Raw genomic sequence first — 12401 nt, 5'->3', positions numbered from 1 at the left:
TCTGACTTCTTCGCTCCGACCGCTCCACCCGGCGCCCGGGCCGCCCCCCAGGGACCGCCCCGGACGCCAACTCGCTTGTGGAGCAGGGAAGGAGAGAAAAGAATGATCTTTCGCTGGTGGCTTACTCGGCCGTGTCGTCGTGACGTTGTCGGTGTGGGGTTGCACAATGATCGGAAAAAGAGATCAACACCGGCGCCCCGCTGGGTAGACGGTCTCGAGTCCCGGCTCCGGAAAGGTACTGCTGATGCTCTCCACCGTCGACCAGGCAAACGCCCTCGTCGTCCTTCCGACCGCGCGCCGCCGACGCCCCCGGGCGGCCGCCGAGCCGGGCACGTTCGCCACCGGGCCCGGCACGAGGGCCGCCACGGCCGCCGGGCCGCCCGGCACCCCGAGGAGCCGGGCCTGCGGGGAACCGCCGGCGACCGCGCTCCGGACCGCCCCCTCCCGGTCGCGCGCCCCGCTCGGCACCGACCGCGTCGACGTGCTGCGCATCGTGGCCGACCCCCGCACCCCCACCTACGTCACCGTGTACGCGAACGGCCGCCGCAGGTACAGCTACTGGCGCCCGCTCGACTCCACCACCGGCATGGGGGGCTGCTACGCGGCCCTGCCCACCGCCGAGTGCGACGAACTGTACGAGGCGGGGCGGATCGTGCTCGGGGAGCCCGTCGTGGACCCCAACCGGACGACGTACCGGGTCAGCCCGGCCGACCGCGTCCAGCCCCCCGTGTCGATACGCGTGGCGAGAGAGCGCAGGCACGCGGCGTGACCCGAACGGGCGGCGCGGGGCCCCGGACCCCACCGGCACCGGCACGGCCGGGGGCGGCCCCGGCGCTCCGGGCGGCGCCCGCACCGCGCCCCCTCACCCGCGACAGCCCCTGAGCCGCCGCGGGAGTGAACGCCGCGCCCCGGGGGAGTGGGCGCCGCGGCGCGGGGGAAGGCTGGTCGCCGGACGACGCACCGGACCACGCACGGGGGCAGCATGACGGCGACCGCACCGCCGGACACGACACGAAGGGCGCGCACCCGTCACCGGGCCGGGGCGGCAGCGGCCCTGGTGCTGCTGGCCGCCGTGGCGGCGACCGGCTGCGACGGCCCGGACGGGCGGGCCGGAGCGTCCCCCGACGGCGAGGCGCGGGCGCCGTGGTCGAGCTCCGCGCGACCCTCCCCGGAACGTCCGCCCGACGGCCGCACCGCCTCGGCCGAGCCCCCGGTACCGGCGGCGGACGGGCACGACGCCGGTGCCTGCGCGGACGGGAACTGCGAGATCGCGGTGTCCGGACCGGTCACCCTCCGCTTCGAAGGACCCTCCGGCGATGTGGAGCTGTCCGTGACCGAAGTCGGCCCGCACCGGATCGAGTACACGGTGAAGTCGGGCGGCGGCCACTCCCGGACCGGGGCGGACGGCCCCGGACAGGGGTGTGTCACCGTCCTGCGCGGCAGCGGCTCCCACACCTCCTGCGGCCCGGTCGGCGCCCGGCCGCCCGGTGCCGTGCCCGGCGCCGTGGTCGTCCGGGCGGTGACCGGGGAGGACGGCACGGCGCTCCTGCGCGTCGTCTCGGGCTGACCGCGCGGAGGACCGCCGCCGGGGCGGCGGCCGGGCCGGGTCAGGAGATGGACGCCGAGACGACGGCGGACACCGCGATGTTGCAGGACGCCGTCACCCAGACGGCGGGGTGGGGCTCCGGCTCCACCAGCGTCGCGCCCAGGCGTCCCGGCGTGACGAGGTCCACCACCAGGAACGCCAGGGCCATCATCACCAGCCCCAGCAGCCCGAACACCGCGGTCGACACGAGCCCCTTGCCGAAGTCCTCGTACGTCGTCCAGATGGACGTGAACACGATCCCGCCGACGCCGAGCAGCGAGGAGCTGAGCACCACGGCGGCGTTGCGGTTGCGCTCCTCCCAGATCTGCCGGCCGAGCTTTCCGGGCGTCAGGAGGTCGACCAGGACGATGCCGAGGACCAGCAGAACCAGACCGAGTGCGCCGTAGGCGGTGGCCCGGCCGAGTCCGTTGACGATGTCGCTCATGGGAAGTGCCGGCTCCGTGGCGTGTGGGATCGTGGGTGATCGCGGTCAAGGGCGAGCAAAATGTAGCGCATCCGTTCGGTCCCCGGCTGGTGCGGTCGCCCGTTCCGCGCACCGGGGGACCGAGCGGAGGGGACCGCGACCGTGACCGCGCCCTCCCGCCGGCGCCGTCCGCACGGGCCACGAAGCGCGGGGCGCCCCCGGGGGCCGGCCGGAGGAGCGGGCCGTCGTCGCCGGCGGCGGGCCGGCCCGTGGACGGCGGACCGGACGGCGCCGCGGGCCCCGGCCGCCCGGGGCGCGGGGGAGCGGCCGCGACGGCCGCCGCGGCCACGGGGTCCGGCCACGCCGACGGCGCGTCGTCCCCCGGAGTCATGGCGGCACTCATCGGGGGCACCAGAAGTCCGGGCGGAGCCGCCGGGACGCGGCGGCGGCCCGGTCGGCACGATCCCCGCGGGACCGAGAAGGAGAACCGCCATGAGCAGAGGAAGCCGCACGCTCACCGTCCTCTACGTCGCCGTCGCCCTCTGGCTCTCCTTCTGCACCGTCCGGACCTGGGGCACCGTCCCGGTCTGGACCACCCTCGCCATGGCCGTCGCCGCCCTCGCCCCGGTCGTGGGGGTCGTCCGGGAGACCGTCATCGCCGACGAACGACGCGCCGTCGCCGTCCTGCGGGAACGGGAGGGCCGCCGGGCGGCGTGGCGCGACGCGGCGGTCGCGGCGCTCGCCCGGGCGGAGGTGGAGGCCGCGTGCTGCGAGCGCTGGTGGACGTCGTGCGCGACCGAACACGACCCCGGCTGCGCGCACCGGACCTCCTGGGGCAGCACGGCCTGAACGGACGCCCGGGAACCCGGGGAGGCGTGCCGCGGACTCCTGGTCCGTACCAGGGGATTGACGCCCCCTTGCGCCACTCCTCGAATCGAGGGACGACACCTCACCCCCCACCGTCCAGCTCCGGGACGGCAACGGCTCCGCCGCCCGGAAGTGGGTCGTCACCGCCGCGCGCGACATCGTCGGCCCGCAGGGCCGACAAGTGCCTGGACGTGACCGGCGACAGTTCCGCCGACGCCACCCGCCCGCGGATCTGGACCTGCACGGGCGGCGCGAACCAGAAGTGGACGGTGGGCTGAGCGACGGCCGCTCCCGGCAAGGGCCTTGCGGTCGCCCCGGCCGTCGCTACGATCACTGCGTGCGCTTCCCCCGCTCGGCCTCGGGCTGGACCGTGGCCGTCTTCGGCGTGCTCGCCGCCGCCCTCGGCGCGGTGGGCCTCGTCTCGCCGTCCGCGCAGCTGTCGATGCTCGGCCTCGCGACTCCCGGCGCACGGGGGAGCGGTGACCACACGTCGGCCTTCGTGACGGCGTCGTCGATGGCGGCGCTCAACATGGGCGTGTACTACGTGCTGGCGGCGCTCGCCGACTGGCGGGCCTTCTTCCGCTGGACGGTGCCCTTCAGGCTGCTGACGTGCGCCGTGTTCACGGCCGCGGTGATCGGCGGCAGGGCACCGGAGGCGTTCCTCGGCGTCGGTGTCTGGGAGGGCCTCGGCGCCGTCGCGACGGGCGTGGCGCTGCGGTGCGAACGGCGCGCCACCGGGCCCGCCCCGGCCCGCGGCCGGGCCGGGACGGCCGCGGCGCCGGAGCGTGCCGAGGCCCGAGCCCCGGGCGCCCGCGCCCGGACCGCCACCCCGCGGTCGCGGGGACCACGCAGTGGCTGAGGCCGCCCGGCGCCGTCCCGGCGCGCGCCCGCACGGCGAAGATCTCCCGAGAGGGGAACGCCCCCGCGGCCGCGTCCGTTGACCGAACGGACGGGAAGGACCGGGACCGGTCATCGGGACCCGGACGGACGGCGACGGAAGCCGAGGTGGCACCAGTGGCGATGTGGGACCGGCTCAAGGACCAGGCCAGGACGCTCCAGCAGGGACAGGGCGGTGGACGCGGCCACGGCTCGTCCTCCGGCGGTTCCAGAGCCCAGCTGATCGGGCTGCTGAAGTCGCAGCTCGCCTCGGCCAGGACCGAACTCAAGAGCGGTGCCTACCGGGACGCCAGCATGGCGATGTGCGCGCTGGTCGCCGCGGCCGACGGACACGTGGAGCCGTCGGAGCGGCAGCGCGTGGAGGAACTGATCGTCACCAACGAGGTGCTGCAGAACTTCCCGGCGGACCAGCTCCGCAAGCGGTTCAACGAGCACCTGGACCGGCTCGCGGCCGACTTCGAGCAGGGCAGGGCACGGGCGCTGGAGGACATCGCCAAGGCGGCGAAGAAACCGGTCGAGGCCCGGGCCGTCGTCCAGACCGGCATCGTCGTCGCCGGTGCCGACGGCAGTTTCGAGGCGTCCGAGCAGTACGCCGTCCGGGACGCCTGCGCGGCGCTCGGCATCTCGCCGGCGGAGTTCGGCGTCTGACGCGGACAGGGGTGCCCGCCCGCCCCGGGCGGGCACCTGCTCCGGCGGACGGGGCCCGCCGCGGCCGCGCGGCGGACGCGGGCTCAGACGCCGCAGGTCGGCGCGGACCAGTACTGGCTGCCGCGGTGGTCGACGTGGGTGTGGTCGTCGTGTCCCGGGTAGCCCGGACCGAGGATGCCGCGGAAGCCGTGGTGGCGGGCCTGCTTGGCCAGGGTGCACAGGGAGTGCGGCCCGGCACCGAGGTCGGCCGCGTCGCCGTACAGATGGCGGCTGCCGCTCGCGCCGCCCACGGCGTCGTTGCAGGCGTGGGAGCGGAACCCGCTGGTGACCCGGATGGGCTGGTCGCCGAGCGCGTGCCGCAGGGCCTCCAGCTTCCACATCGTCCGCAGCGCGTTGGCCCTGGCGGTCGAGGCGCTGACCGCGCCGCCCGACCAGGTGGAGTTGCAGTCGTTCAGCTCGCTGTAGGAGAAGTGGATCGGCGTGCAGTCGTCGTCCTGGAGGGCGTACAGCTTGCTGTAGGTGTTCGGGCCCGCCACGCCGTCCGCGGTCAGGCCGTACGCGGACTGGAAGCGCTTGAGGGCGGCCGCGGTGGCCGGCCCGAAGCTGCCGTCGACGGCCAGCACGGAGCCGTAGCCCGGGTAGCCCCCGAGCCGGATCTGGAGCTGGGTGACATCGGCGCCCGAGGCGCCCTGGGACAGGGTGCGGCTCCAGGTGTAGCAGCCGTCGGCGTGTGCGGTCCCCGCGGCGGCGACCGTCCCCACGGCCGCACCGGTCATGAGCATGACAATGGAGAGAAGGAGTCGTACAGCGCGTCCGAGCATGAGATCTCCGGTTCCGGGACGTGGGGTTGCTGGGCGACGAGCCATGTGACGCGCGTCAACCATGGAGTACGCGGCCGACCCGGCGCAAGGCCCCGTGCGGTCCGACGGGCGCGCACGGGGCACGCGTGAGCCCTGGACGCGCCCCCCGCGGCTGTGGTGCTGAACGCGCGGGCGACCGTGCCGGAGCGGGACGGAACCCGCGAGACCGGCCTGGCCGACGTGGTGTCGAAGCGCCACCTGCTGCCGGGTCCTGCCGGGTCTCCACTGGCACGCCCCCGTGGCGAGCGGTTACCACGAGGAGACCCGCGAGACGGGCGGCCCGCCGCCCCTCGTCGTCGCCACCGCCGTCCACGCCGGGGACGACGGGCGGCACCACCTCGGTGTCGCCGTCCGCGACGGCTACGAGGTCGTCAGCGGGACCGCGCCCTGCTCCACCGGACCCGGGCGGGTGCTCCGCGCCCTGGTGGACACGGAGCACCCGCCCTCCCGCCGAAGGCCTGGGGCGCGGTACACCGGGAGGCGAGCGGCCTGCTGGCCCGGACCGCCGGCACCTGACGGCGCCGCCTCCCGCACGGGGTCAGCGGGCGAGCAGGGCCGTGAGGAAGCTCAGTGCGCCGGCGCAGGCGAGGACGGCACCGGCGCAGACGGCGTGGCGCCTGAGCAGGTCGCGCCGGAGCACGGCGTACCGGGCCTCGTACTCCTGCCGCAGCTGCGCGGCGCGCTCGACCGTGCTCCGCAGCATGCGGCGGGTGAAGTCGAGCCGCCGCCGCGTGTAGCGGCGCATGAGGTCGTCGGCCTGGTCCGACGTCAGCCACGGCAGCTCGGCGCACAGTTCCTCGGCCTCGCGGCGCGCTTCGTCGAGGTGGGCCTGCGCCATGAGGTGGCCCTCCACCTCCGCGACGAACGCCGAGACCTGGCCGGCCCCCGGGCGGGGGCCCCGCCCTCTGATCACGATCTGTCGCTCTCGTGCCCGGCGGCCTCGATCACGTCGCGTTTGCCGGTGTTCTCCTTCTCGTCCAGCTGGGCCACGTCGGGGTGGTGGAGGTCGAAGGCGGGCGACTCGGAGCGGATGCGGGGCAGCGTGACGAAGTTGTGGCGGGGCGGCGGGCAGGAGGTCGCCCACTCCAGGGAGCGTCCGTAGCCCCAGGGGTCGTCGACCTCGACCTTCTCGCCCTTCTGCGCGGTCTGCCACACGTTGTACAGGAAGGGCAGCGTGGACAGGCCGAGCAGGAACGCGCCGATGGAGGAGAAGGTGTTGAGGGCGGTGAAGCCGTCGGCGGCCAGGTAGTCGACGTAGCGCCGCGGCATGCCCTCGGCGCCGAGCCAGTGCTGGACGAGGAAGGTCATGTGGAAGCCGGTGAAGAGGCTCCAGAAGTGGATCTTCTCGAGACGTTCGTCGAGCATGGTGCCGGTCATCTTCGGCCACCAGAAGCTGAAGCCGCCGAACATGGCGAACACCACGGTGCCGAAGACCACGTAGTGGAAGTGGGCGACGACGAAGTAGCTGTCGTGGACGTGCCAGTCCAGGGGCGGCGAGGCCAGGATGACGCCGGTCAGGCCCCCGAAGAGGAAGGTGACGAGGAAGCCGATCGCCCACAGCATCGGTGGCTCGAAGGACAGCGACCCCTTCCACATGGTGCCGATCCAGTTGAAGAACTTCACGCCCGTCGGCACGGCGATCAGGAAGCTCATGAAGGAGAAGAACGGCAGCAGCACCGCACCGGTGGCGAACATGTGGTGCGCCCATACGGTCACGGACAGACCGGTGATGGCGATGGTGGCGCCGACCAGCCCCATGTAACCGAAGATGGGCTTGCGGGAGAAGACGGGGATGATCTCGCTGACGACGCCGAAGAAGGGCACGGCCAGGATGTAGACCTCGGGGTGGCCGAAGAACCAGAACAGGTGCTGCCACAGGATGGGTCCGCCGTTCTCGGCCCAGAAGATCTGGGAGCCGAAGCGGCGGTCGGCCTCCAGCGCGAGCAGGGCGGCGGCCAGGACGGGGAAGGCGAGCAGGACCAGCACCGAGGTGAGCAGGACGTTCCAGGTGAAGATCGGCATGCGGAACATCGTCATGCCGGGGGCGCGCATGCAGACGATGGTGGTGATGAAGTTGACCGAGCCCAGGATGGTGCCGAAGCCGGAGAGCGCCAGCCCCATGATCCACAGGTCGGCGCCGAGCTGGGGACTGCGGGGCTGCTCGCTCAGCGGTGTGTAGGCCGTCCAGCCGAAGTCGGCCGCGCCCTCGGGAGTGAGGAAGGCGGCGATGACGATCAGACCGCCGAGCGCGAACAGCCAGTACGAGAGCATGTTCAGCCGGGGGAAGGCGACGTCCGGGGCGCCGATCTGCAGCGGCATGATCGCGTTGGCGAAGCCGGTGAACGTCGGCGTGGCGAACAGCAGCAGCATGATCGCGCCGTGCATGGTGAACGCCTGGTTGTACTGCTCGTTGGACAGGATCTGCAGACCCGGGCGGGCCAACTCCGCCCGGATCACCATCGCCAGGACTCCGGCGACCAGGAAGAAGGCGAACGATGTGATCAGGTAAAGGTTCCCGATCTTCTTGTGATCCGTCGTCGTCAGCCAGGAGATGATCACTTGTCCCCTGCCGTGACGCTCGCCTGCCGGAACAGGAGCCACCGGTTCGGTGTGTGTCGCCATCAATTTCCTCGATCCGCAGCGTTCATCCAACAGTTCGACACGCCGGCGAGCCGCTGCCAACGCCCTGCGCCTCTCGGCCTTCGGACGGGAGGCGTGTAACCAACTCCACGGAAACTAGTCCTGCCGATTCGGAGCCCTCGCCCTGTCCGGAGGGCGCTTCGGCCGAACGGTCGAATGTTCCACCCGGTCGGGCGAACGGGCCGCGGCCATTCGGATGTCGTCGCGGGGGCGGCACCGCATGGCCGCCCGTCAAAAGTGCTGCTTTCGATCGCCCGTCAAGGATACTGCTCCCGTGGTACGGCGGCGGCACCGGGGGGCCCGTTCAGTCGAAATAGGATTCGAGCGTGCCGCGGCGCCGGACGTCGAGCGTCGCGCAGTGGAACGATCCCCCGAACGCCGCGTAGTGCAACAGGTCGCACGGGATCGGTTCGAATCCCCACCGCTCGAGCGCGCGCAGCATTCCGGTGTGGTGCCGTTCCGCGATCACCCTTTTCTCGTCGACCATGAGAACGTTCATGCTGAGCCACTTGCCGCACAGGGAAGTGACCCTGAGCAGGCGGTCGTCGATCGGCTCGGGCTCGGGGGCGATCAGGACGTCCCAGGAACTCAGCACGTCGGGCAGGCGGTCCACGTCCACGTATTCCGGATTGACCAGCACCTTGCCGGGCGCGAGCGGGATGAACGTGGTGTCGATGTGCATCGGCGTGCGGCACCGGCTCTCGATCTCGTGGATGCGGTAGCCGGGTCCGAGATGACGGCGCAGCCAGTCGATGCCCATGCGGTTGGTGACGTTGCTCCGCGTGACGAACAGATCGCGTCCGGCGCGCACGAAATCCGCCGCGTCGAACACCGGCTCGAACTCGGTGAGGATGTAGCGCATGGGCTCGCCTTCCGCGGGCACGCAGAAGTCCGCGTCGAACAGGTCGTCGGTGAGCTGTGGTTTCGGCGCCGAGGTCCAGCGCGCGCCGCGCCGGAAGTAGTCCTTGAGGATCGCGCGGTAGGAATGGGTCTCGAAATACCGGCACGGCCAGGCCATCGGCGTTTCGATGATCTCGTCGCCGACGACGAGCATGCTGTCCCGCGGGCAGCTGTTGCAGAATCCGCGCGACGACCAGTCCGGAGTGCCGAATCGCTGTCTGTGGTCGACGGGGTCGGGGCGCCTGACCGTGATGTCGAGGGACCGCAGGAGGGCGATGAACCGATCGAGTTCCCGCTGCGCCCGCTCGACCAGGACCCGCGGATATCTCAGGCCGGCGGCGCGCCCCTGCGCGCGCGCCGCCCACCGGGGAATGTTGCAGGTGACCACGGGGTGGTTCGAGGGAATCGTCGCGCCTTCCAGGCGCCCGACGATGATTTCCTCCAGCGGGTCCCATTCGTTGTGCGAATTGACCGGGGAAACGCTGGACTCCGTGGGACGAGTGGTCTCGGCCGTCGCCGTGACACCGGGCCTCCGCACAAGCGCCATACCGAACCGCTTTCGATCGCAGAAATGAGTAACTCAGTACAGTCGCATCATTACTCATGCGAACGGTTCCGGGAATCGGCGGCGCGCGGGGTGCGCAGCGCCGTCGCCGGTTCCCCGGGACCGTCCCGGGTCAGTCCACGGGCCAGGTGTGGACCGGGGCGTTGAGGTGCATGTAGTCGATGTACTGCTGCGTCATCCGCCGCAGGGCCTCGTGACGGCCGCAGTGGGCGGTGGCGTCGATGTGATGGAACGTCTCCTTCTGCCACGCGGCTCCGTTGCGGCCGGTGACGCACCGCTGCTCGATGATCCCGAGCAGCGGCTCCCGCCAGGCCTCGTCCATGCCGGAGCGCTCCAGCCCGCGGTGCGCCAGCGGCAGCAGCCGCCGCAGGACCAGCTCGGCCGCCGGCACCTCGCCCATGTCGGGCCAGTACAGCCGGGCGTCGATGCCGTGCCGCGCCGCCGTGTGCAGGTTGTCCTCGGCGGCCGAGAAGGACATCCGCGACCACACGGGGCGGTCCTCCTCCACCAGGGCCCGGGTGAGCCCGTAGTAGAAGGCGCCGTTGGCGAGCGTGTCGGCGACGGTCGGGCCGGCCGGCAGCACGCGGTTCTCCACCCGCACGTGGGGCTTGTCGTGGGCGATGGCGTAGACCGGGCGGTTCCAGCGGTAGATCGTGCCGTTGTGCAGGGTGAGTTCGGCCAGCTCCGGGACGTCGCCCCGGTTCAGGGTCTCCGCGGGGTCCTGCTCGTCGCACAGGGGGAGCAGGGCCGGGAAGTAGCGCAGGTTCTCCTCGAAGAGGTCGAAGACGCTGGTGATCCAGCGCTCCCCGAACCACACCCGGGGCCGCACCCCCTGCACCTTGATCTCCTGCGGGCGGGTGTCGGTGGCTTGCTGGAACAGCGGGATCCGGGTCTCGTGCCACAGCTCCTTGCCGAACAGGAAGGGCGAGTTGGCCGCCAGGGCGACCTGGACCCCGGCGATCGCCTGCGCCGCGTTCCAGTAGTCGGCGAACTGCTCCGGGGAGACCTGGAGGTGGAACTGCGTGCTGGTGCACGCGGCCTCCGGGGTGATGGTGTCCGCGTAGGTCCGCAACCGGTCGACGCCGTCCACCTCGATGTGCAGGTCCTCCCCGCGCGCCGCGAAGACCTGGTCGTTGAGCAGCCGGTAGCGGGGGTTCTCCGACAGCGCGGCCTCGCCGACGTCCTCCTGCCGCAGGGTGGGGAGGATGCCCGTCATGATCAGACGCGCGCCGACCGACCGGGCGCGCCGGTCCGCGTGGTTCAGCGCGTCGCGGATCTCGGACTCCCAGGAGTCGGGTCCGCCCGCCGTCAGACGGCGCGGCGGGATGTTGATCTCGAGGTTGAACCGGCCCAGCTCCGTGGACCAGGCCGGGTCCGCGATCGCCTCGAGCGCGTCGGTGTTGCGCATCGCGGGCTCGGCCCGGTCGTCGACCAGGTTCAGTTCGATCTCGAGCCCCACCTGGGGCCGTTCGGACTCGAACCGTGACTCGCGCAGCATCTGGGCGAACGCGTCGAGGCACGCCTGCATCTTGATCCGGTAGCGGCGGCGGTCCTCGCGGGTGAAGGTGAGCGCCGGGACGTCCCGTCCCATCGGTCTCCCTCCCGGTCCTGGATTCTCGGCACCTTGTCCACCCCAGCGTCGCACCACCGGGCGGACCCGACCACGCGGGACGGCGGCGCGGGTGAGGCGCCGCGGCGCCCCCGCTCCGGCCCCGGCGCGTCCGCCGTCCCCCTCGGCGGGCCCCGGGGCCGTCGCGGCGGGTCCGGGCCCGCCGGGAGGCCCGTGCCGCCGCACCGTTCGGTGCCATCACCTCCCGGCGTCCTGGGTACCCGGGACGTCCCGGCGCGGATCCGCCGCGCCGTCCCGGGCGGGAGGCCCTCCGGCCGGCACCGGACCGGCCGGTCCGCGAAACGCCTCTTCGAGGCACCGGCCGCCCCGCCCGCCGTCCCACCCCCGCACCGAGGAACCGAGGAGCGGTACCGCAATGACCGAGTACGAACACTCACGCAGGATGCCCGCCGCGCCGGAGCACGTCTTCGACCAGGCGGCCAACGTCGACCAGATGAACAGCTGGCTTCCGGAGGCCCTGCACCTGCACGCCGAGGACCTGCCCGCCGTCACCGTGCACGAGGACCGCTTCGACGAGGACACGGCCGCCCTGCTGCGCGCCCGGCGGGAGCAGATGCGGCTCGAATGGGGCACGCGCGACCAGGGCGACTACACCGGCTGGCTCCAGGTCTCCGGCATCGACAGCGGGGCCAGCGAGGTCACGGTGCACCTGTCCTTCTTCGACGACAGCCACGACCCCGGCGAGGAGGCCGTCCGCGACGCCCTGGACACCAGCCTCCGGCGCCTGGAGGAACAGGTGCGGCTGCGCGTCGACAACGCGGCCGGCTGACCCGGACCGGTACGACGACATGTCCCGTACGAAGCGGTACGCGGTGGCCGCCTCCGGGCAGTGGACCGACGAGGAGGAGGGCCGGCGCAGGCTGCCCTCCGGTGAGGTCCACGCCTGGGAGCCGGGCCTGAACCAGACCGTCTGCGGGCTGTCCCTCAGCCGCTCGCAGCTGATCCGGTTCCCGCACGTCTCCTGGCCGGACACCTTCCCGGAGTCCGGCGGCGCGGCGGACCGGGTCCGGCGCCAGTGCCCGCGCTGCGCGTCCGTCGCCGGACGCCGCGGCGGTGACGCGCGTCCGCGGTGGCGCCGCACCGACCCGCGGCCCTGAACGCCGTTCCGGACACCGGCCGCCGCGGCGCGCGGACGGCCGGTGGGAACCACCGGGGCGGCACGGCCCCGCGGCTGTCCGGGCCGGCCCGCCCCGTCCTCCCGTCCCCCGGACCCGTTCCTCCGACCCGTTCTCCTCGGAACGGGGCCGGGGGACGCGGGGGGGGGGCGGGGGGCGGCCTCGCCGGGCCGGGGGAGTTTCCTCCGTTTTTTTCTGGGGGCCTCGCGGAACACTCCCGCCCCGGCCCTCGAAGCCGGAAAAACAAACACCTTCCACCCCCCCCCCAAA

Annotated in this window: 12 protein-coding genes and 2 pseudogenes; 8 read left to right on the top strand and 6 right to left on the bottom strand. The window is 72.8% G+C overall.

Annotated elements, in window-relative coordinates; all coding sequences use genetic code 11:
- The first annotated feature begins 244 nt into the window (after positions 1-244).
- Together ACZ56B_RS08930 and ACZ56B_RS08925 are read left to right on the top strand one after the other, a co-directional pair.
- Entirely contained in the window at positions 245-769 is a 525-nt protein-coding gene (locus ACZ56B_RS08930; RefSeq protein WP_468787795.1) for a hypothetical protein, read from the top strand.
- A 213-nt stretch (positions 770-982) separates the two neighbouring features.
- Positions 983-1567, top strand: a complete 585-nt coding sequence (locus ACZ56B_RS08925) for a hypothetical protein (RefSeq protein ID WP_468787793.1) — start codon at positions 983-985, stop codon at positions 1565-1567.
- A gap of 40 nt (positions 1568-1607) precedes the next feature.
- On the opposite strand, the gene ACZ56B_RS08920 is transcribed toward ACZ56B_RS08925, so the two are convergent.
- The gene (locus ACZ56B_RS08920; RefSeq protein ID WP_468787792.1) at positions 1608-2030 is read right to left on the bottom strand and encodes a DUF350 domain-containing protein; all 423 of its coding nucleotides are present in this window, start codon (positions 2028-2030) and stop codon (positions 1608-1610) included.
- 471 nt (positions 2031-2501) lie between these two features.
- Between ACZ56B_RS08920 and ACZ56B_RS08915 the strand changes: the two genes are divergently transcribed.
- The 4 genes and pseudogenes from ACZ56B_RS08915 (at position 2502) to ACZ56B_RS08900 (ending at position 4421) form a co-directional block, all read left to right on the top strand.
- Positions 2502-2858: a hypothetical protein gene (locus tag ACZ56B_RS08915; RefSeq protein WP_468787790.1), complete on the top strand. Its 357-nt coding sequence runs from the start codon at positions 2502-2504 to the stop codon at positions 2856-2858.
- Positions 2859-2970: 112 nt separating this feature from the next.
- Positions 2971-3154: pseudogene (locus ACZ56B_RS08910) on the top strand (ricin-type beta-trefoil lectin domain protein); the annotation flags it as partial.
- Positions 3155-3213: 59 nt separating this feature from the next.
- Positions 3214-3621: pseudogene (locus ACZ56B_RS08905) on the top strand (hypothetical protein); the annotation flags it as partial.
- Between the two features lie 269 nt (positions 3622-3890).
- The gene (locus ACZ56B_RS08900) at positions 3891-4421 is read left to right on the top strand and encodes a tellurite resistance TerB family protein (protein WP_468787833.1); all 531 of its coding nucleotides are present in this window, start codon (positions 3891-3893) and stop codon (positions 4419-4421) included.
- 83 nt (positions 4422-4504) lie between these two features.
- Here the strand turns inward: ACZ56B_RS08900 and ACZ56B_RS08895 are convergent, their stop codons facing one another.
- From ACZ56B_RS08895 to ACZ56B_RS08875, 5 genes are all read right to left on the bottom strand, one after another.
- Positions 4505-5242 carry a D-Ala-D-Ala carboxypeptidase family metallohydrolase gene (locus tag ACZ56B_RS08895; protein WP_468787788.1) on the bottom strand — a complete coding sequence of 246 codons (738 nt, stop codon included), beginning with the start codon at positions 5240-5242 and terminating at the stop codon, positions 4505-4507.
- Between the two features lie 577 nt (positions 5243-5819).
- A complete protein-coding gene (locus ACZ56B_RS08890) occupies positions 5820-6194 on the bottom strand; it encodes a hypothetical protein (protein ID WP_468787786.1) in 375 nt (124 codons plus the stop codon).
- Positions 6191-7903: an aa3-type cytochrome oxidase subunit I gene (ctaD, locus tag ACZ56B_RS08885; protein WP_468787784.1), complete on the bottom strand. Its 1713-nt coding sequence runs from the start codon at positions 7901-7903 to the stop codon at positions 6191-6193. The genes ACZ56B_RS08890 and ctaD overlap by 4 nt, the downstream gene beginning before the upstream one ends.
- A 322-nt stretch (positions 7904-8225) precedes the next feature.
- A complete protein-coding gene (locus ACZ56B_RS08880) occupies positions 8226-9368 on the bottom strand; it encodes an amidinotransferase (RefSeq protein ID WP_468787782.1) in 1143 nt (380 codons plus the stop codon).
- A gap of 130 nt (positions 9369-9498) precedes the next feature.
- Positions 9499-10977, bottom strand: coding sequence for a glutamate-cysteine ligase family protein (locus ACZ56B_RS08875; RefSeq protein WP_468787780.1), 1479 nt, complete (start codon positions 10975-10977; stop codon positions 9499-9501).
- Between the two features lie 394 nt (positions 10978-11371).
- Here ACZ56B_RS08875 and ACZ56B_RS08870 point away from each other — a divergent pair, with 394 nt between their 5' ends.
- Both ACZ56B_RS08870 and ACZ56B_RS08865 read left to right on the top strand, forming a co-directional pair.
- Positions 11372-11785 carry an SRPBCC family protein gene (locus tag ACZ56B_RS08870; RefSeq protein WP_468787778.1) on the top strand — a complete coding sequence of 138 codons (414 nt, stop codon included), beginning with the start codon at positions 11372-11374 and terminating at the stop codon, positions 11783-11785.
- 19 nt (positions 11786-11804) lie between these two features.
- Positions 11805-12113, top strand: coding sequence for a hypothetical protein (locus tag ACZ56B_RS08865; RefSeq protein ID WP_468787776.1), 309 nt, complete (start codon positions 11805-11807; stop codon positions 12111-12113).
- Positions 12114-12401: the final 288 nt, after the last annotated feature.

The sequence above is a fragment of the Streptomyces sp. NPDC034670 genome (assembly GCF_055574875.1).
The sequence above is the reverse complement of the archived record's forward strand: the minus strand, read 5'-3'. Positions and strand labels throughout refer to the sequence as shown.